Genomic DNA, 19,904 nt, shown 5'->3' with positions numbered 1-19,904 from the left:
CCACGGCGAAGGGTTTTCGCAGTACGCCCCGGAGCCTCAGCCTCCGGGGCGTACGCAGTAGAGGACCGGCAGTGGCTCAGGGAAACAGCGCGATCCCGAAAATGATCAACAGGACGATGCCGACGATCATCATGACGGTGGCCCAGGAGCTGCGGTGCCTCACCGGCTCGGTGGGGCCGCCGCCGCGCGGCCGGTCCTCCGGCAGGACGCAGTCCGCCGGACGATCGGACATGTAGAACTGCTCGTCGCTCGGGTAGACGTTGCGGGGATCACCGGCGGCACGGGGATCGATCTCATGTGGAGTGGACATCATGGGACCTCCTTGCGCGGTGCTCGTCGAGGACGAGTTCCCGGCCGGCGCCGGATGACGCGTCAAGGGCGCCGCGTCACCGCCTTCGGGTCGCTTCCGGGCTCACCACTTCCCCGGCGCGTAGTCCTTCAGGAAGACGCCGTACAGGTCCTCGCCCTGTTCGCCGCGCACAATCGGATCGTATACCCGGGCCGCGCCGTCCACGAGGTCGAGCGGCGCGTGGAAGCCCGCGTCCGCCAGGCGCACCTTGTCCGGATGCGGGCGCTCGTCCGTGATCCAGCCGGTGTCGACGGCGGTCATCAGGATGCCGTCCTTCTCGAACATCTCCTGGGCGCTGGTGCGGGTGAGCATGTTCAGGGCGGCCTTGGCCATGTTGGTGTGCGGGTGGCCGGCGCCCTTGTAGCCGCGGCTGAAGACGCCCTCCATGGCGGAGACGTTCACGATGTAGGTCCGGCGGGCCTGCGACGCCGCCATCGCCGGGCGCAGGCGGCTGATCAGGATGAAGGGCGCCGTCGAGTTGCACAGCTGGACCTCGAGCAGCTCGATGGGCGTGACCTCCTCGACCGTCTGCACCCAGCTGTTGGTGTCGTGCAGGTCGGGGACGAGGCCGCCCGCGTCGATGGCCGTACCGGCCGCGATGCGTTCCAGGGACGCCGAGCCGGAGACCAGCGCGAGGTCGGTGACGTCCTGCGCGGTCAGCGCGCCGCCGCCGGCCACGGGCAGCGCGGCCACGGCCCCCGAGCCGAACGTGCCGATGACCTCGGCGGCCGGCAGCTCGCCCGCCGGGAGCGGGGCGGACTCGGCTGCCACCAGTTCGCTGTAGGCCTGCGGGGAGCGGCGTACGGTCTGCGCCGCGTTGTTGATCAGGATGTCCAGCGGTCCCTCGGCGGCCACGGAGTCGGCGAGCGCCACCACCTGGGCCGGGTCGCGCAGATCGATGCCGACGATCTTCAGCCGGTGGATCCACTCGTCGCTGTCGGGCTGGGCCTTGAAGCGGCGGATCGCGTCGTTCGGGAAGCGCGTGGTGATCGTGGTGTGGGCGCCGTCGCGCAGCAGACGCAGCGCGATGTACATGCCGATCTTGGCGCGGCCACCGGTCAGCAGGGCGCGCTTGCCGGTGAGGTCGGCCCGGGCGTCGCGGCGGGCCCGGTTCTCGGCGGCGCACTTCTGGCAGAGCTGGTGGTAGAAGTAGTCGACCTCGACGAAGCGGGTCTTGCAGACGTAGCAGGAGCGGGGGCGCTGGAGTATCCCCGCGATCCGGCCGGCCTCGGTGGCCGAGGACGGCAGGATGCCCTCGGTCTCGTCGTCGATGCGCAGCGCGGAGCCGGTGGCGGTGGCCTCGGTGACCGTCTTGTCGTGGGCGGTCTTGGCGGCGCGGCGCTCCTGGCGGCGGCGCTGCTTGACCGTGCGGTAGATGTGCGATGTGGCGCGGCGCACCTTGATCGCGTCGGGGTGGTCGACGTCGAGCTTGTCCAGTTCCTCGAGCACGCTGAGGCAGACGGCGAGCCGCTCCGGGTCGATGCCGGGCCCGTACGCCACCTCGTCCATGGCCGCCGGGCCGTCCTTGGTCACCGTCATCGCGCTGCCGTTCCTCGCTCTCCCGCGCAGCGCTCCGACCGCGCTCGCCTCCGAACGGGGAATTTTACGGAGCGGCGGGGCAGGTCACCAAACCGGCGATGATCGAGTCGAAGTCCCCCGCCGGCGGACGGGCCGCGCGCGGCCGCGGGTGACGCGTGTCCCGGCACCACTCGGGATGCCGGGACCGACGCGTCCGTCCCCGTTCAGATGCGGCAGGCCGCCAGCAGTGTCTCGACCTCGTCGGGGACCGCCCGGGCCAGGCGTTCCAGGTCCGGCACCGCCCGGCCGTCCGCGACGAGCCCGTAGTGGACGCGACCGCGGTACGTCGAGATCGCCACCGCCAGGGACTGGCCGCGGGCCAGGGGGGCGAGCGGGTAGACCTCGGCGAGCGGGTTGCCCCCGAGCCTCAGGCCGAGGCTGGGCAGCGGCACGCTGGTGACCAGGATGTCGAACCAGAGCCGCGCGGCCTGGCTGACCAGCGGCCCGCCCAGCCGGTGCCCCAGCGCCGGCACATGGTCGGCGAGCAGCGCGACGGCGCCCGCGCCCCGGTTGGGCCCGGCGTCCTTGTTGCGGTCCATGGCCGTGCGGACCGTCCGCAGCCGCTCCAGCGGGTCCGGATCACCGACCGGAAGCCGTATCAGGTAGCCGGAGAGCCGGTTGCCCTGTGGGTGCGCGGTGCGCGGCCGGCGCTTGGACACCGGGATGAGCGCCCGGGGCTCGACACCCGCGCTGCCGTCGCCGCGCTCGTCCAGCCAGCGTCGCAGGGCGCCCGCGACGACCGCGATCAGCACGTCGTTGACGGTGCCGCCCGCCGACTTGCGCACCCGGTGCACATCGTCGAGGTCGATGGCGACACCGGCCGTACGGCGGGTGCCGCTGGGCTCGGAGGTGAGCGCTGACGAGGAGCGCATGCCGATGGTGGACAGGGCGACGGAGGCGCCGATGTCGAGGGCCCGCCCCACGTCGGCGAGCGTGCCGCGCAGCAGCCCCGGGAGCCTGCGCACGTCGGGCAGGAGGCCCCGGGCGGGCTCTGGCGGGCGCGGCCGGGGCTCGGGCATGTCCATCGGGTCCATGACGGCGGCCGCGAGGGTCAGCGCGCGCAGTCCGTCGGCGAGCGCGTGATGGAACTTGAACAGCACGGCGAAGGAGGTGCCGTCCTCCCCCGGCAGCACATGCGCCTCCCACGGCGGCCGGCCGCGCACCAGCGCGCGCTCCATGAGCCGCCCGGCCTCGGCGTGGAAGTCGGCGGTGGGCGCGTGCAGCCGCACATGGCGCATGGGGTCGAAGTCGGGGTCGGGTTCCCGGGTCGCACCGCCCAGGGCGAGCGGGAGACGCGCGGCGGCGAGGTCGCGCGGCAGGCGTACGTCCGGCAGCCAGACGTCGCGGATCCGCATGCGCAGTCCCGGGACCGCGGCGGCGCGGGACGCCAGCAGATCCGCGGCATGGGCGCCCGCGGTCGGCGAGTGGCAGGAGAACACGCCGAGGGCACCGAGGTGCATGGGGTGCCCGGCGGACTCGATGTTCCAGAACGCCAGGTCGAGTGGTGCGAGCAGGTCAGAAGTCAATGGCTTGCCTCGCGTCGACGATGAGGGAAGCACGAGTCAACCTCCGACAGGCGATTACGGTCAAGTACGATCAGGCTACGTACAGTTAACAGCGGATTAAGTCCCGCCGCGCCGAGAGCAGCGGGACCGATGTGACGGAGGAGGTCATTTCAACGGGGGCGGCGCGGCCTGCGGTGCCGTGCCCCACCCGGACGGCCGCGCGCCGACCGTGAACTCCAGCGTGCCCAGACGACGCAACACGTCCGTCGTGACGTACGTGCGTTCGTACGCCGTTCCGTCGATGCGCACGTTCTGGACGTACCGGTCGCTCCCTGACGTGCCGGGTGCGGTGATGGTCAGCCTGCCGCGCGGGTAGTACGCCCGGTCGAGCACCAGGTCGACGCGGTCGAACACCGGGGTGGTCAGACCCCAGGTGGGATAGCCGGGCTGCACGGGGAAGAGACCGATGGACGACAGCACGTTCCAGGCGGACATCGTGCCGAGGTCGTCGTTGCCGGTCATCCCGGTCGGGCCGTTGGTGAAGAGGGTCAGCGCCGCGTGCACGACGTCCGTGGTCTTCCACGGCTGACCGGTCGACAGATACGTGTAGGGGGCGATCAGGTCCGGCTCGTTCTGCGGGTTGTACGTGGCCGCGTCGTAGTAGGCGTACGGTCCGTGCACCCACACTTCACGCGCGGTCCTCTCCGGGTCCTTGAGCAGCTCGCCGTATGCGAAGAAGGCGTCGAGCCGGTCATTGGCCGCCTGTCGGCCGCCGATGAGGCCGACCATGCCGGGCAGGTCCTGCGGCACGAGCCACTGGTACTGCCAGGCGGTGCCCTCATGGAAACCCTGGCTCTTGGCCGGTTCGGCCGGCCCCGCGAAGGCTCCGGAGGCGTCCCGGGCGCGGAAGAAGCCGGTCGAGGAATCGAAGAGGGTGCGGTAGTTCCGCGACCGGGCGGCGTAGCGGGCGGAGTCCGCGGGGTGTCCCAGGTCGCGTGCCATCTGGGCGAGCATGGCGTCGGCGAGCGCGTACTCCAGCGTCACCGACCCGCCGTGGTGGTAGTCGGAGTCGCCGGGCTTGGTGTAGGGGCGGCCCTTGATGTAGGGCGCGAAGCCGTGTGCGATGTACTCGCGGTTCGCCTCACGGCCCGTGTACATGGTGTCGGCGGACGGCACGCCGTCGGCGTTCTTCTTCAGCGCGCGGTACGCCCGCTCCTCGTACCCCTTGAGCAGTCCCTGATGATAGGCGTGGGTCAGGTACGGGGTGACGGGGTCGCCGCTCATGATGTTCGTCTCGACCGTGCCGTAGCCCCACTTGGGCAGCCAGCCACCCTGCTCGTCGACCTTCAGCAGGGAGACGGCCATGTCGCGCGCCTCGCGCGGCGCGAGCAGGGACAGGAGCTGGGACTGGGTGCGGTAGGTGTCCCACAGCGACCAGTTCTGGAAGTACGTGAAACCCTGCGCGCGGTGGACCTTCTGGTCCCAGCCGGTGTAGCGGCCGTCGGCGTCGCTGCCGATGTTCGGCGCGAGGAACGACCGGTACAGCGAGGAGTAGAAGGTGGTGCGCAAGGTGGCGTCGCCGCCCTGGACCCGGACGTCGTCGAGGCGGTCCTCCCAAGCGCGGCGGGCGGCCTCCCGCACGGTGTCGAACGAACGGCCGTACGTGGTGGCGAGGTTGACGTCTGCGCCGTGTGCGTCGACGTACGACAGCGCGGTGGTCGCCTCGACGGTGCGGTCCTTCGTGGTGTCGAACGTGACATAGGCGCCGTTGCGCCCGGGCCCCGCCGACTTCGTCGCCCCCGGGGTGATCGAGTCCTGGTACCAGGTCCCGTGCGCGGTGAACGGCCGGTTGAAACGGGTGATGGTGTAGACCGTGTACGGCCGGGTGGAGCGGCAGAAGCCGGTGCCCGTGATCTCGGTGCGCACGGTGCGGTCGTCGAGGATCTCCACCTTGGAGGACACGTTCTTGTGCAGCGCCTGGCCCGCGTTGAGCAGCACGTTCGCCTTGCCGGTGGCCGGGAAGGCGTAGCGCTGCACGGCGGTGCGCTGGGACGCCGTCAGTTCCGCCTCGATGCCGCTGTCGAGGCCGACCCGGTAGTAGCCGGGGCTCGCCTGCTCGTTCGCGTGGCTGAAGGTGGCCGCGTACTTGGCGTAGTCCGTCTCGGTCACGTCACCCGTCGTCGGCAGCACCGGCAGGTCTCCTCCGATGGCGCAGCCGACGCCGGAGAGGTGCACGAGGGAGAAGCCGCGGATCCGGTTCTGGGTGTGGTCGTAGCCGGTGTTGTGCCCGGTGTCCGGAGAGAACTGCACCATGCCGAAGGGCACGGCGGCGCCGGGGAAGGTGTTGCCCTCGTCCTGTGTGCCGATGAAGGGGTTGACCAGGCCGGTGTGCCCGCCGTCGCGCGGCTCTGCGGCATGGGCGGCCGACGGGAGGCACAGCGTCGAGGCCACCACCGTGCTCGCGGCGGCGAGGCGCAGGCGCCGGGTGCGTCTCATCTCGGAAGACCTCCGGAGGATTGATGTGGTCGAGCACATGGTGGTGGCGGGGCGTCGGTTTCCCGGGCAACCGGCGGGGTCCTTCCGGGGCGCGTCGCGGATCAGCGCCTGGTGCGCGATCCGCGGACGCGCGGCGTCCGGCTCGGGGAACCGGCGGTCATGGCTGAGCAGACCGCGGTCGACATCCATGAGTCGTAGGTGAGCTGGAGCCGCCTGCCCGAGCCGATCCGCCGGCCTGCGGGCACGCTGAAGGTGCGGCGGTACCCCATACGGTCCTCGTGCCGCTCGATGCCGGAGAGCTGCGACTCCACGGGATGGGGAACGAGGATGTGCGCGCCGAGGTTCTTCCCGAACGGCGGCCGTTCACCCGCCCGTGCTGCCCGGCGGTGCTACCGGGCCGAGTCGGTGTCGTAGTCGTTCCGGGCCCGTTCGACCTCGTCCAGGTGCTCGGCGGACCATTGCGCGAGGTGCGCGAAGAGCGGGGCGAGGCTGCGGCCGAGTTCGCTGATCTCGTACTCGACCCGTGGGGGGACCTCCGGGTGGTACGTGCGCCCGATCAGCCCGTCGCGCTCGAGTTGCCTCAGCCGCTGGGTCAGCACCTTGGGTGTGATCCTGTCGATGCGCCGCTGAAGTTCGACGAAGCGCTGACGGCCGTGGGTGTGCAGGGTCCACAGGATCGGGGTCGTCCAGCGGCTGAACACGATGTCGACGACCGGGGCGATGGGACAGGCGAGTTCGGGGTCGGACGCGGCGGACGCCGCCCAGGTCGCTTCACCGGCCATGCGCGCACCCCTCCGGGATAGCCACTTTCCTGTAGGTACCTACTATACCGACGGTGTTAGCGTCCCTGTGTCTCGACAACCACTGTGCAGCAAAAGGGAGTTGACCATGTTCGTAGTGACGGGGGCGACCGGCAACGTCGGCCGGTCGCTCGTGCGGATCCTGGTGGCCGCCGACGAGCAGGTGACCGCGACATCGCGCGGGATCTCGGAGGCCGACATGCCGGAGGGCGTGCGGCGGCGGGCGGCGGACCTGACCGACCCGGAGAGCCTCCGGCCCGTGTTCGACGGCGCCGATGCGCTCTTCCTGCAGAACGGCGGCCCCAGTGCGCACCTGGTGAGCCCGCGGGACATCCTGGACGTCGCCAAGGCCGGCGGTGTCGAACGGGTGGTGCTGCTCTCGTCGCAAGCGGTCGCGACCCGGCCGGAGTCGGGCTCGCACGGGGGCGTCGCGCGCGCCATCGAGGACGCCCTACGCGAGTCGGGCCTGGAGTGGACGATTCTGCGACCCGGTGGCTTCCACTCCAACGCGTATGCCTGGGCCGAGTCGGTCCGTACCCGGCGGGCCGTCGCGGCACCGTTCGCAGATGTCGGACTGCCCACCGTCGACCCGGGCGACATCGCCGAGGTCGCCGCGGCGGCGCTGCGCGAGGACGGTCACCACGGCCGTGTCCACGAGTTGACCGGGCCGTCGCTCACCACGCCCCGGCAACGGGCGGAGGCGATCGGCGACGCGCTCGGCGAACCCGTACGGTTCACCGAGCAGACCCTCGACGAGGCCCGAGCGGAGATGCTGCGGTTCATGCCCGAGCCGGTGGTCGAGACCACGCTGACCATCCTGGGCGAGCCGACCGCCGCCGAACAACGCGTCAGCCCCGACGTCGAACGCGTCCTCGGCCGCCCGGCCCGCTCCTTCGCCGACTGGGCCCGGGAGAACGCCGCCGCCTTCCGCTGACACGGGAGACGGTGGCGGCCCGGCCCCACAGGGCCTACGACACCCGCTGCCCCTTCCCCAGCGCGATCACTCCGCCCTTCGACACCGTGTACAACTCCGCGTCGCGTTCCGGGTTGACGCCGATCGTCGCGCCCGGAGGGACCTCCACGTTCTTGTCGAGGACCGCTCCGCGGACGATCGCGCCGCGGCCGACGTGAACGTTGTCGTGCAGGACCGAGCCCTGGACGACGGCGCCCGGGTCCACCAGGACGCCCGGGGACAGGACCGACCGCGACACCTGGCCCCGGATCAGGCACCCGGCGCTGATGATCGACTCGCTGGCGATGCCGCCCGAGTTGAAGCGGGCCGGTGACAGCTGGTAGGAGTGCGTGTAGATGGGCCAGTTGCGGTTGTAGAGGTTGAAGGCCGGGCGCTCCGCGATCAGGTCCATGTGCGCCTCGTAGTACGCGTCCAGGGTGCCCACGTCCCGCCAGTAACCCCGGTCTCGATTGGTCTCGCCGGGCACGTGGTTGGCGCTGAAGTCGTACAGCTGGGCCTCGCCGCGCTCGGTGAGCTGGGGCAGGATCGAACCGCCCATGTCGTGCACCGAGTTCTGGTCCTCGGCGTCCCGCTGCAACGCCTCGATCAGCGCCTTGGTGGTGAAGATGTAGTTGCCCATGGAGGCGAAGACGGTCTCGGGGTCGTCCGGCAGGCCGGGCGGGTCGGCCGGCTTCTCCAGGAAGCGTTCGACCGTCTGTCCGTCCGAGCCGGGTGTGATCACGCCGAAGGAGGAGGACTCGGCGCGCGGCACCCGTATGCCCGCGACGGTCACGCCCGCCCCGCCCTCGATGTGCTGCGCGAGCATCTGCCGCGGGTCCATGCGGTAGACGTGGTCGGCGCCGAACACCGCCACGTACTCCGGCTGTTCGTCGTGGATCAGGTTCAGCGACTGCAGGATCGCGTCCGCGCTGCCCAGGTACCAGCGCGGGCCGAGCCGCTGCTGGGCCGGTACCGGGGTGACGTAGTTGCCGAGCAGGCTGGACATCCGCCAGGTGGTGGTGATGTGCCGGTCCAGCGAGTGCGACTTGTACTGCGTGAGCACGCAGATGCGCAGGATGTCGCCGTTGACGAGGTTCGACAGGACGAAGTCCACGAGGCGGTAGGTCCCGCCGAAGGTCACGGCCGGTTTCGCACGGTCGGCGGTGAGCGGCATCAGCCGCTTGCCCTCCCCGCCGGCCAGTACGATTCCCAGCACCGAAGGTCCACCGCGCCGCATGCCGCCGCCCCTCTACGCCCGGTTGTGCTGCACTTTGCTGATTACTACCCCTGTTTGAGGACATCCTCGTACAGGCGGACCGTGCGCCGGGCCACCGCGTCCCAGCCGAACTCCCCCGCTGCGCGCTCCCGTCCGGCCTCGCCCATCCGCCGCGCGGCCACCGGATCGGCGAGGACGGCGTCGAGGGCGCGCGCGAGGTGCTCCTCGAAGCCGTCGTCCACGTCGACCAGCAGGCCGGTGCGGCCGTCGTCCACGACCTCCGGAATGCCGCCGGTGCGCGAGGCCACCACGGCGGTGCCGCACGCCATGGCCTCCAGGTTGACGATGCCGAGCGGCTCGTACACCGACGGACAGACGAACACGGTGGCATGGGTCAGGAGCTGGATCACTTCCGGGCGCGGCAGCATCTTGGGGATCCAGTGCACGCCCTCACGGCCCCGGCTCAGCTCCTCGAACAGGTCACGGAACTCGCGGTCGATCTCGGGGGTGTCCGGGGCGCCCGCGCACAGGACGACCTGGGCCGCCGGGTCGATGTGCCGCACCGCGCGCAGGAGATGGGGCACGCCCTTCTGGCGGGTGATCCGCCCGACGAACAGGACGTAGGGGCGGTGCGGATCGACGCCGATGCGGGCGAGGACGTCCGTCCCGGGGTCCGGCCGGTACAGGGTGGTGTCGATGCCGTTGTGCACGACGTGGACCCGTGCCGGGTCGAGGGCCGGGTAGCAGGCGAGGATGTCGTCGCGCATGGCGCCGGAGACGGCGATCACCGCGTCCGCGGCCTCGATCGCGGTGCGCTCCGCCCAGCTGGAGAGCGCGTATCCGCCGCCGAGCTGCTCGGCCTTCCAGGGGCGCAGCGGCTCCAGCGAGTGCGCGGTCATCACGTGCGGGATGCCGTACAGCAGCTTGGCGAGGTGGCCGGCGAGGTTGGCGTACCAGGTGTGCGAGTGGACCAGCTCGCGGCCCTGCAGTGCGGCGGTCATGGCCAGGTCCACCGAGAAGGTGCGCAGCGCGTCGTTGGCCGAGTCGAGGCCGGTCCACGGCCGGTGGCGTATGACGCCGCCCGCGCCGCCCTCACCCCAGCAGTGCACGTCGAGGTCGACGAGGGAGCGCAACTCCCGGGCGAGGAACTCGACATGGACGCCCGCACCGCCGTACACGTCCGGCGGGTACTCCCGGGTCAGCAGTCCCACACGCACCCGGTACCCCCTGTCTCAGCGGCTGGTTCCCACATGGTCACCCAGATGCGGCCGTTGCGGAAGACCACCCGTGTTCACTCCTGCCCGGGCGGGCGGTCGAAGCAGCAGTCGCCGCACAGTCCGCCCGCGGGCAGCCGGTAGTAGAGACAGCAGCTGCGGCGGCGTCCGGTGGCCGGGTCCAGGGTGCCGGACAGGTCGGGGTGCGCGAACAGTCCCTGGGCGAGGGCGCGGGCCCGCTCCGCCACATCCGTACGGCCGGTCTCCCGCGCCCATCGGTCGACCATGCGGACGGTGCCGGCGAGCGCGGAGCCCGCGTTGCCCCACAACAGCCGTGCGGAGACGCTGTGGCGCGCGCTCAGGGCGGCCGTGAGGGGCACCAGGTGCCCCTCACGTACGACCGTGTCGAGCGAGACGACGGGCAGCGGACGCACCTCGCTCAGCCACAGGTCGTCGGGCACGCCGGCCTCCGGGTCCCAGCGCAGCAGCCGGGGATCGAGGGCGGGCACCCGCCCGTACAGCGCGGCACAGCCGAGCGCGACGGACCAGATCCGGGCCGCCAGGCCCTGGTGGGTGAGGGAGGCGGCGACCCGGAGTTCCGGTGCCCGGAGACTGTGCGCGACCTTGCGGACGCGCGTGGCCAGCGGATCGGTGCCGCCCTCCGGCGACTCGGACGCGTACGCCTGCGCCAGCGTGGGCAACCCCCCACGCGGCGGCGCTCCGGTGCGCAGGACGAAGAAGCCGCCGAGCGCGCCGAGCGCCGAGAGGTCGGGGTCGAGGTCCACGGGATCAGTACTACCAAGCGCGTCGCGTGCTGCCGGCTCCGGGCTCCGGGCTCCGACCTAGGGGGACCTGCCCGTCGGCACCCCTCCTGGGGATGAGAGAAACGCTCTCGTACTCCATCGGCAGTATGACTCAATGAGTGCTCAGGGACGACGACGGGGAACAGCCTCGGGCGGCATCGTGTTGACCATGCAGGAAGACCGTTCGTCGCGCCGGGCCGCCCGCTCCGGCCCCACGCGAAGGAGCCGCTCATGAGCGCCCTCGCGTTGTCCGTGCTCCTGTCGCTCGTCTCCGCCGTAGCGTACGCGGGCGGGGCGATCGTGCAGGAGCAGGTCGCCGTGTCCGCGCCCGACCGGCCCTACGCGCCGCTGCGCCGGCCGGCCTGGTGGGCGGCGGTCGTGCTGAACGGTCTCGGCGGACTGCTGCATGTGGCGGCGCTCGCCTACGGCCCCTTGAGCCTGGTCCAGCCGCTGGGAGCGCTGACCATCGTGTTCGCGCTGCCGATGGCGGCCCTGTACGTGGGTCGCCGGGCGGGGACGACCGCCTGGCGCGGTGCCGTCATGGCGACCGTGGGCCTCGCGGGCCTGCTGTCCGTGGTCGGGGCCTCCGACACGCACTCCCTCGGTGACGCCCAGCGGATGACGCTGGCCCTGGTCACCGCCGGTGGCGTGATGGCGCTGATGGTCACGGGGCGGGCGACGCGCCGGCATCCGGCGGTGCGCAGCGTGCTGTTGGCGGTGGCGTCCGGTGGCGCGTTCGGCATGTCGTCGGTGTTCACCAAGATGGTCGCGGTGGACTGGACCGGCGGGGTCTCCCTCGGGGACCTGCCGAGCCTGGTGGCGATAGGCGTCCTCGCGACGGCCGGTCTGCTGCTGTCGCAGGCCTCCTACCGGGGTGCGGGCCTCGCGGCACCGCTCGCCACGCTGACCGTCGTCAATCCGGTGGCGGCGGCCGCGGTGGGCATCACCCTGTTCGGCGAGACCTTCCGCTACGGCACCACCGGCACCGTGCTCGCCCTGGTCTGCGGTGTTCTCGCCGCCGGCGGACTGATCCTGCTGACCACGGAGCGGATCGACGGCGAGCGGCGCCCGACGGCGGTCGGCGAGGCCGTCACGGAGGCCGTGAGCGCGCCGTGGCCGAAGCCGCGGTCGTTCCCGGAGCCCGCGATGCCCGTGCGGAAGACCGTGCCGGGCGAGCAGGACACGGTTCAGAAGGCGCACGAGGACTGGGATCCCGCCGCGTACGACGAGCCGTCGTACGCGTACGGCCCCTTGCGCACCGGCGTGTTCATTCCGGCGCCCGTCATGGACCGGCATGGCGCTCGGGTCGGGTCCTGACCGGTCCGGTCCCGTCGGACGGCACCGGACCGACCGGTGTCAGACGGCGACGCCACCCGCACGGAGATAGGCGACCGGATCGATGTCGCTGCCGAACGCGGGCCCCGTCCGCACCTCGAAGTGCAGATGCGGGCCCGTGCTGTTGCCCGTGGAGCCGGAACGGCCGATGCGCTGGCCGGCCACCACGCTCTGCCCGTCCCTGACGGAGATCGCCGACAGATGGGCGTACTGCGTGTAGCGGCCGTCGGCGTGCCGGATGACCACCTGGTAGCCGAAGGAGCCGCCCCAGCCGGCGCCGACCACCTGCCCGGCCGCGACCGCCCGCACGGAGGTGCCGGTCGGCACGGGGAAGTCGACGCCGGTGTGGTAGCCCTTCGACCACGCCGACCCCGCGGCGTGGTACTGCGTGCCCGTGGCGGCGTTCACCGGGGCCACCATCGAGTGGGTGGTGGCGCTGTGATGCGAAGGCGCCTTCCGGGGGCTTGACTTATGGGTTCCCTCGGACGTCCTGCGGGTCGCCTCGGACGTCTTGTGAGTCCGCTCGGACGTCTTGTGCGTCGCCTCGGACGCCCTGCGGGTTCGCTCCGGCGCGGCCTCAGGATGCGGCGGAGCCTTGGCCACCGCCTTGGCCCGCAGGTTCAGCCGCTGGCCGGGCAGGATCAGGTCCGGGTCCGCGCCGACCGTCGTCCGGTTGGCCGCGTACAGCCCCTGCCAGCCGCCTTGGACGTGGTGGGAGTCGGCGATGCCGGAGAGTGTGTCGCCGTGCACCACGGTGTACATCTCGGTGGTGCCCGCCTGCGACTGGGGCGTGGTCTGCGGTTTCACGTCGCGAAGGGAACGTTCGACGGTCGCCGGGGCGGATCCGGCCGCCGATGCGTCGGGGTCGGATCCGCCCCGGGTCAGACCCGCGCGTACGGAGCACACCGGCCAGGCGCCGGGCCCCTGTCCCTTGAGGACCTTCTCGGCCACGGCGATCTGCTGGTCCCTGGTGGCCATGTCCGCGCGCCGCGCGTACGCCGTCCCCCCGTAGGCCGCCCAGGTCGACTGCGTGAACTGCAGTCCCCCGTAATAGCCGTTGCCGGTGTTGATGCCCCAGTCGCCGCTGGCCTCGCAGGCGGCGACCTTGCTCCAGGTGTCCACGTCGGCCGCGTGCGCGACGCCGGTGCCGATGAGCGGGAGTGCCATGCCGGCGCCGCCCGCCGTGACGGTGAGCGAGGCGCGGTTGATCCTTGTCGGCTGATACCGGCGGTGCCGGCCGCGTACGGCCATGGAAAGCCCCCTCGACATGCGTCAGGAGGGGCAAAAGTAGACGCCGCGAACAGGCCATGACAAGACGGGGAATCGGTCGCTCCGTCGCGTCAACTGGCTGGGATTCGCGCCTGGTTGCGGCTGCCGGAGGGAACTGCCGGTGCGCGTGGCGCCTCCTCCTCGGCGGAGGATCCCGGAAGTGCGGCGGTAGATTCCGGATGTGCGGCGGGTGTACCGGCGCGTCACGATGGTCACCGGGCAATACTGACCAGCACAAACGGCACCACCCTTCGATGATGTCGTCCGGACAGAACCGGCACCGCCGATTCCAGGACTTCTAGGAGCCAACCGTTATGAGCACTTCAGCCCAGATCGGCGTCACGGGTCTCGCGGTCATGGGCCGCAACCTCGCCCGTAACTTCGCGCGCAACGGCTACGCGGTCGCCCTGCACAACCGGACCGTGTCACGGACCCATGAGTTGGTGAAGGAGTTCGGCCACGAGGGCGACTTCGTGGCGACCGAGTCCGCGGAGGACTTCGTGGCGGCGCTGGAGCGGCCCCGGCGCCTGATGATCATGGTGAAGGCGGGCGGGCCGACGGACGCCGTGATCCAGGAGTTCGCGCCGCTGCTCGAGCCCGGCGACATGATCATCGATGGCGGCAACGCGCACTTCGCGGACACCCGCCGCCGCGAGAAGGAACTGCGGGAGCGGGGCATCCACTTCGTCGGCACCGGCATCTCCGGAGGCGAGGAGGGCGCGCTGCACGGGCCGAGCATCATGCCGGGCGGCTCGGTCGAATCGTACGAGTCGCTGGGCCCGATGCTGGAGAAGATCTCCGCGAAGGCGAAGGACGGCGCGCCGTGCGTGACCCACGTCGGCCCGGACGGCGCCGGGCACTTCGTGAAGATGGTCCACAACGGCATCGAGTACGCCGACATGCAGCTGATCGGTGAGGCGTACCAGTTGCTGCGTGACGTCGCCGGCTACTCCCCCGCCGAGATCGCGGAGATCTTCCGCACCTGGAACACCGGCCGCCTGGACTCGTACCTGATCGAGATCACGGCGGAGGTGCTCTCCCACGTGGACGCGGCGACGGGCAAGCCGTTCGTGGACGTGGTCCTGGACCAGGCGGAGCAGAAGGGCACCGGCCGCTGGACGGTGCAGATCGCGCTGGACCTCGGCGTGCCGGTGTCCGGCATCGCGGAGGCGGTGTTCGCCCGCTCGCTGTCCGGGCACACGGCGCTGCGCGAGGCGTCGCGGGGCCTGGCCGGGCCGAAGGCGTCGCCGCTCGGCGAGTCCGAGGCGGCGGCCTTCGCGGACCGGGTGGAGCAGGCGCTGTACGCGTCGAAGATCGTGTCGTACACGCAGGGTTTCCACGAGATCGCGTCGGGCAGCGCGGAGTACGACTGGAACATCGACCTCGGCGAGGTGGCGTCCATCTGGCGCGGTGGCTGCATCATCCGCGCCGCGTTCCTGGACCGCATCCGCGCGGCGTACGACGCCCGGGCGGACCTGCCGAGCCTGCTGTCGGACGAGACGTTCGCGCAGGAGATCACCGCGGCGCAGGACGACTGGCGCGAGGTCCTGGTGGCCGCGACGCGCCAAGGCGTGCCGACGCCGGGCTTCTCCGCGGCCCTCGCCTACTACGACGCCCTGCGCGCGGAGCGGCTGCCGGCCGCGCTGACCCAGGGGCAGCGTGACTTCTTCGGCGCGCACACGTACCGGCGGACGGACCGTGCGGGGTCGTTCCACACGCTGTGGGGCGGGGACCGGTCCGAGGTCGAGGCATAGGGCGCGGGGCGGCTCAGAGGTCGGGCAGCTCGGGGCATCAGGCGCGGGCGGCTCTGGAGTCGCCGGTCCCTCGTGCCGCTGTGTCGGCGTCCGGGTACGGCAGTGGCCGGGGCACGGCAGTGGCCGGGCACGGCAGCGGCCCGGTGCGGCAGTGGCCGGGGCACGGCAGCGGCGGGGTGCGGCAGTGGCCGGGCACGGTGGTGGCCCGGTGCACGGTAGTGGCCCGGTGCACGGGTTTTCCGCCCGTGCGCCGGGCCGACATGCTTTCCGTGCCGGGTCGTCCTACGAAAGGGGCGGTCCCGGTTCTCCGGGTTCGGGGACGGGGTCCGGGCCCGGCGGTTTCGGGATCGGCGACGGGGGCGGCTCCGGAGTGGGCACCGGCCCCGGACCTGGGTGCGGGCGGTCGGGGCCCGGTTCGGGGTGCGGGCGGTCGGGGCCCGGTCCCGGCGGCACCGGCTCGGGTCCCGGTGGCGTGGGGCCGGGTGCCGGAGGTGTCGGCTCGGGTCCCGGTGGCGCGGGACCCGGTTCCGGGGGCGCGGGCTCAGGCCCCGGCGTGGGGCCCGGTTCGGGTGTCGGCTCCGGTCCCGGGGTCGGTCCCGGTCCGGGTGGTGGTCCCGGCTGCGCGGGATCGGGGAACGGATGCGTCATCGTGTCCTCCAGCCAGTCGTACGTCGGCCTGGACTTGTCCCCCGGGTACCCGGCCGCCATACGGGCACTCACCCCGTCGCGGGACGGGCGGGGCCCGACCGGGCCACCGCGGACCGCCGCGGCCGGTCGGGCACACCGCACGGCGGCGCCGGTCACCAACCGGTCACCGGTCGCCGGTCACCGGTCACCGGTCACCGGTCACCGGTCACCGGTCACCGGTCAGCCTTGCGCACCGTCCCGAGGGCCGTGTGAACCGTCCCGCGGACCATGTGCCGCCGCGATGGCCGCAGCGGAAAGCCCTGGCTCCGGGCTCGACAGGACCGGGACGGTGGTCGTGGTCAGGTGGCGTGCCGGAGCCATGGACGCCTGAGCGAGGACGATCGCGTCCGCGTCGGTGACCGAGTCGGCGGCGTCGGCGATCACGCGGAGGTAGCCGTCGGTGTCCCCGGCCTCGAAACGCGCCCAGGCGTCGTCGACGAGCAGGGTGCGCAGTTCGACGGGACCTCGGCCGGCCGCCTCCTCGCGCACCAGGGCGACCGTCGGCCCGAGGGTGCTCTCCAGCGCGGCGACGACGACGATCCGGGGCCCTGCGGCCACCGCGGCCGCGGCCATCGGCCGGTCCACGCGCAACACCGGCACACCGACGTCCGCGCGCTCGGCGACCGCGCCGATGGTCGAGCAGGTGCACAGCACGGCGCGGGCGCCCGCCGCGACGGCCCCACGCAAGAGGTCCCGGACGTCGTCGGCCACGGCGCCGGGGCCGCACGCGCGGGCGCGGTCCAGCAGCTCCGTCGCCACGTGGTGCGTCAGGCCGAGGCCCGGATGGGCCGCGTCACGCAGGGCCTCGAACACGGGGACGTGGACGGGTGAGGTGTGCAGCAGGGCCAGCGGGCCGGTGCGCGCGGTCACCCGGCGGCCACGGCCTGCGGGCTGCGCTCCTGGTCGGAACCCGGTACCGGGGCGGACGGGTCGGACCCCAGGGCCACGATCCGGTTCTCGCCGTCCACGTGCACCACCCGCGGTCGCAGGGTCCGAGCCTCGGCGTCGGAGACCTGGGCGTAGCTGATGATGATCACGAGGTCGCCGGGGTGGACGAGATGGGCCGCGGCCCCGTTGATGCCGATGACACCGGAGCCGCGCTCGCCCTCGATGACATAGGTCTCCAGGCGGGCACCGTTGGTGATGTCGACGATGTGGACCAGCTCCCCGGGGAGCAGGTCTGCGGCGTCGAGGAGGTCGGCGTCGATGGTCACCGATCCCACGTAGTGCAGGTCGGCCTGGGTGACGGTGGCACGGTGGATCTTGGACTTGAATACTGTACGAAACACGAAGAAACTCCCGATTCGTCCTGCTCCCTGCCTGCTTTTGCAGGTCAAGGGCGATGCCCGGAGGCTACAACGTTTCGCATGTGTGGTCAGCTGTCGCCGGGTGTCTGAGGACTCACACTGACCTGTCTTGGGCCCAGTTGACATGGCGGGCCATGTCGGTGTCCACGTAGCCGACGTGTCCCGGCGCAAGGACGGCACCCCGCCTCCCTCCTCGCCTTCACCGTCACCGACGGACTTGCCTGATGAGACATCGGGTGGCGCGATGGCCGAAACGGTCAGCGGGCGGCAATGGGCCACACCGCAAGGTTGCGAGCCTCGCCCCCCCCGAGACCCTGCACCGCCACGAACCGGCGTATCGCGGTGGTGAGTCGGAGGTGATGTCCGCCGCCGGGCGCGGTGTCCGCGGTCCGTGCGGCGGCCTACTGCGAGTTTCTCGGTGTCGCGGACCGGCGGCGCCGCCGGCACGCCACGCGCGGGGACGGCTCCGGTGGTGACGCCGGCTTCATGGCCGGACACGCCGGCGTCACACCGGGCACCGACCGGAATCCGAGTGCGTCGGCGCCACCGACCCGCGCCAGCCGCAGCTTGGCCCTTCCCACCGGCGAGACCGCCGGCTACGCCTCACCCGCAACGCGCGCAGGGCCTACGCGCGTTGCGGGCCACTGCACGGGGCGCGCGAGTGAGTGGCGCTCAGAGTGCTGGTTGAGCGGCCAGATCGCGGGACTGATCGACTCAGCCGCCGCTCTTACGCCTGAACGACCGCTGGCTCGAAGCCGGGCCGTGCGCCGCACGCACTTTCGACGCATCGGGGTTGGCGGCAACATCGGCGGCGTCCGCCTGCGCACCGCGCTTGCGCGCCAGGGCTTCGCGGAACTTGCGCTTGAGGTCGTAGTTGCCGTCGCTGTCCGGCGCCAAAGGGGACGTCTCGGGGGCAGCCGGCTCCGAACCTTCAGTAGATACGGGCTCTGCGGTCATGGTGACCTCCTTGGTTCGGGGGTGTGCAACCACAGCTTGTCATGCCGGGCGCAGTGCGGGGCGCCGGCAACATCGTCCTGCTCCGTTTCGGCGGGTATCCCTCTCGCGGCCAAGGGCGTTCGCTTCGTAGGTGAGGCGCACAGGACGGCTTCGGGCCGGGCCGAGGGTTGTCGATCCCGTGGCCAGGACGTTCACTGCCTGGGCAACGCCCCTCAGCCGTTGCGACGCACGAGGGCGGCCTTGCGGGCCTCGGCGAGCTTGCGGGCCTCGCCGGCCTTGCGGGACTTGCCTGCGGCGACGCGGGAGGTGTCCTTGCTGGTGCCGAGGCCGCGGAAGGGAACGTTGGTGTTCTTGGGCCGGGGGACGGCGGGGCCGCCGTCTAGCGGGATCCCGGAGGGAGCCTTGGCGCCGGTGATCCGGCTCAGCTCCGCCTCGCCCGAGCGCACCTTGGTGACGGTTGCCTCGATGCCGGCCCCGGCCATCATTCGGCTCGTCTCGCGGCGCTGGCCCGCCAGCACGAGCGTGACCACGCTGCCGGACTCACCGGCGCGGGCGGTGCGGCCCGCCCGGTGCACATAGTCCTTGGGGTCGGTGGGCGGGTCGACGTTGACCACGAGATCGAGGTCGTCGACGTGCAGGCCACGGGCCGCGACATTGGTCGCCACCAGAGCGGTGATCTGGCCGTTCTTGAACTGCGCCAGGGTCCTTGTGCGCTGTGGCTGGGACTTGCCGCTGTGCAGGGCCCCGGCGTGCACCCCGCTGGCCCGCAGGTGCCGGGTGAGCTGGTCGACGGCGTGCTTGGTGTCGAGGAACAGCAGTACGCGGCCGTCGCGCGCGGCGATCTCCGTGGTGACGGCGTAGCGGTCAGGACCGTGGACGACCAGAACGTGGTGCTCCATCGTCGTGACCGTGCCCGCGGACGGGTCGACCGAGTGGACGACGGGGTCGTGGAGGTAGCGGCGGACCAGCTGATCGACGTCGCGATCCAGAGTGGCGGAGAACAGCATCCGCTGACCGTCGGGGTGCACCTGGTCTAGGACGTCGACAACCTGCGGCAGGAATCCCAAGTCGCACATCTGGTCGGCCTCGTCCAGCACGGTGATCCTTACCCGTCCCAGGCGGCAGGCGTTGCGCTCGATCAGGTCGTGCAGGCGTCCGGGGGTGGCGACGACCACCTCGGCTCCCTGACGCAGCGCGGCGACCTGCCGGCCGATCGACATGCCGCCGACGACCGTGGTCATCCGCAGCCGCAGTGCCTCGGCGTACGGCGCCAGCGCCTGGGTGACCTGTTGGGCCAGCTCCCGGGTGGGCACAAGGATCAGAGCGAGGGGCTGCTTCGGTTCGGCGCGCCGCCCGGCCGCACGTGTCAGCAGCGGCAAACCGAAGGCGAGCGTCTTGCCCGATCCGGTGCGCCCGCGCCCCAGGACGTCGCGCCCTTCCAGGGCATCGGGCAGTGTGGCGGCCTGGATCGGAAAGGGTTCGCGCACCCCGAGTCCGCTCAGTGTCCGCAGCACCTCCACGGGCAGTTCCAGACCGGCGAAGGAGACAGCCGGGGGCAGCGCCGGGGTCGTGGCCTCGGGCTGGACGGGACCGCCGTGAGCCATGCCGGAGTCATCGCGATGCTTCATGAACAGCCTTCCGCAGAGGAACGTACCGAGGAAGGCCCGGCAGGATTGAACAGC

16 protein-coding genes and 1 pseudogene are annotated in these 19,904 nt (G+C 71.8%); 3 read left to right on the top strand and 14 right to left on the bottom strand.

Going from position 1 to position 19,904, the window contains the following annotated elements:
* Positions 1-76: 76 nt before the first annotated feature.
* The 6 genes and pseudogenes from ACZ7L1_RS27060 to ACZ7L1_RS27035 all read right to left on the bottom strand — a co-directional run bounded on the left by ACZ7L1_RS27060 (position 77) and on the right by ACZ7L1_RS27035 (position 6,710).
* Positions 77-313 (bottom strand): hypothetical protein, encoded by a 237-nt coding sequence (locus ACZ7L1_RS27060; protein ID WP_471440612.1) that lies wholly within the window; start codon positions 311-313, stop codon positions 77-79.
* Positions 314-412: 99 nt separating this feature from the next.
* On the bottom strand, positions 413-1,888 hold the full coding sequence (locus ACZ7L1_RS27055) for an SDR family NAD(P)-dependent oxidoreductase (protein ID WP_471440611.1): 1,476 nt from the start codon (positions 1,886-1,888) through the stop codon (positions 413-415).
* 203 nt (positions 1,889-2,091) lie between these two features.
* Positions 2,092-3,453 carry a wax ester/triacylglycerol synthase family O-acyltransferase gene (locus tag ACZ7L1_RS27050; RefSeq protein ID WP_471440610.1) on the bottom strand — a complete coding sequence of 454 codons (1,362 nt, stop codon included), beginning with the start codon at positions 3,451-3,453 and terminating at the stop codon, positions 2,092-2,094.
* A gap of 144 nt (positions 3,454-3,597) precedes the next feature.
* A complete protein-coding gene (locus ACZ7L1_RS27045; protein ID WP_471440609.1) occupies positions 3,598-5,928 on the bottom strand; it encodes a GH92 family glycosyl hydrolase in 2,331 nt (776 codons plus the stop codon).
* Positions 5,929-6,116: 188 nt separating this feature from the next.
* Positions 6,117-6,308, bottom strand: a pseudogene (locus tag ACZ7L1_RS27040) (hypothetical protein); the annotation flags it as partial.
* A 9-nt stretch (positions 6,309-6,317) separates the two neighbouring features.
* Complete coding sequence (locus ACZ7L1_RS27035) at positions 6,318-6,710, bottom strand: winged helix-turn-helix transcriptional regulator (RefSeq protein ID WP_471440608.1); 393 nt, start codon at positions 6,708-6,710, stop codon at positions 6,318-6,320.
* 106 nt (positions 6,711-6,816) lie between these two features.
* On the opposite strand from ACZ7L1_RS27035, the gene ACZ7L1_RS27030 reads away from it, so the two are divergent.
* Positions 6,817-7,662, top strand: coding sequence for an NAD(P)H-binding protein (locus ACZ7L1_RS27030; RefSeq protein WP_471440607.1), 846 nt, complete (start codon positions 6,817-6,819; stop codon positions 7,660-7,662).
* 34 nt (positions 7,663-7,696) lie between these two features.
* Here the strand turns inward: ACZ7L1_RS27030 and glgC are convergent, their stop codons facing one another.
* The 3 genes from glgC to ACZ7L1_RS27015 all read right to left on the bottom strand — a co-directional run bounded on the left by glgC (position 7,697) and on the right by ACZ7L1_RS27015 (position 10,895).
* Positions 7,697-8,917, bottom strand: a complete 1,221-nt coding sequence (glgC, locus tag ACZ7L1_RS27025; protein ID WP_471440606.1) for a glucose-1-phosphate adenylyltransferase — start codon at positions 8,915-8,917, stop codon at positions 7,697-7,699.
* Positions 8,918-8,961: 44 nt separating this feature from the next.
* Positions 8,962-10,113, bottom strand: a complete 1,152-nt coding sequence (gene glgA / locus ACZ7L1_RS27020; protein ID WP_471440605.1) for a glycogen synthase — start codon at positions 10,111-10,113, stop codon at positions 8,962-8,964.
* Between the two features lie 74 nt (positions 10,114-10,187).
* Positions 10,188-10,895, bottom strand: coding sequence for a (2Fe-2S)-binding protein (locus ACZ7L1_RS27015; RefSeq protein WP_471440604.1), 708 nt, complete (start codon positions 10,893-10,895; stop codon positions 10,188-10,190).
* A 249-nt stretch (positions 10,896-11,144) separates the two neighbouring features.
* Between ACZ7L1_RS27015 and ACZ7L1_RS27010 the strand changes: the two genes are divergently transcribed.
* On the top strand, positions 11,145-12,230 hold the full coding sequence (locus tag ACZ7L1_RS27010; protein ID WP_471440603.1) for a DMT family transporter: 1,086 nt from the start codon (positions 11,145-11,147) through the stop codon (positions 12,228-12,230).
* 39 nt (positions 12,231-12,269) lie between these two features.
* On the opposite strand, the gene ACZ7L1_RS27005 is transcribed toward ACZ7L1_RS27010, so the two are convergent.
* Positions 12,270-13,499, bottom strand: a complete 1,230-nt coding sequence (locus tag ACZ7L1_RS27005; protein ID WP_471440602.1) for a transglycosylase family protein — start codon at positions 13,497-13,499, stop codon at positions 12,270-12,272.
* A gap of 332 nt (positions 13,500-13,831) precedes the next feature.
* On the opposite strand from ACZ7L1_RS27005, the gene gndA reads away from it, so the two are divergent.
* Positions 13,832-15,271 (top strand): NADP-dependent phosphogluconate dehydrogenase, encoded by a 1,440-nt coding sequence (gene gndA / locus ACZ7L1_RS27000; protein ID WP_471440601.1) that lies wholly within the window; start codon positions 13,832-13,834, stop codon positions 15,269-15,271.
* Between the two features lie 867 nt (positions 15,272-16,138).
* On the opposite strand, the gene ACZ7L1_RS26995 is transcribed toward gndA, so the two are convergent.
* The 4 genes from ACZ7L1_RS26995 to ACZ7L1_RS26980 form a co-directional block, all read right to left on the bottom strand.
* Positions 16,139-16,828, bottom strand: a complete 690-nt coding sequence (locus ACZ7L1_RS26995; RefSeq protein WP_471440600.1) for an aspartate/glutamate racemase family protein — start codon at positions 16,826-16,828, stop codon at positions 16,139-16,141.
* On the bottom strand, positions 16,825-17,247 hold the full coding sequence (panD, locus tag ACZ7L1_RS26990; RefSeq protein WP_471440599.1) for an aspartate 1-decarboxylase: 423 nt from the start codon (positions 17,245-17,247) through the stop codon (positions 16,825-16,827). The genes ACZ7L1_RS26995 and panD overlap by 4 nt, the downstream gene beginning before the upstream one ends.
* 732 nt (positions 17,248-17,979) lie before the next feature.
* Positions 17,980-18,222, bottom strand: a complete 243-nt coding sequence (locus tag ACZ7L1_RS26985) for a DUF5302 domain-containing protein (RefSeq protein WP_471440598.1) — start codon at positions 18,220-18,222, stop codon at positions 17,980-17,982.
* A 212-nt stretch (positions 18,223-18,434) separates the two neighbouring features.
* Positions 18,435-19,850: a DEAD/DEAH box helicase gene (locus ACZ7L1_RS26980; protein WP_471440597.1), complete on the bottom strand. Its 1,416-nt coding sequence runs from the start codon at positions 19,848-19,850 to the stop codon at positions 18,435-18,437.
* Positions 19,851-19,904: the final 54 nt, after the last annotated feature.

The organism is Streptomyces sp. NPDC107546, assembly GCF_055639175.1.
Note: the sequence above shows the minus strand (reverse complement) of the source record. Positions and strands in the feature narration are given on the sequence as shown.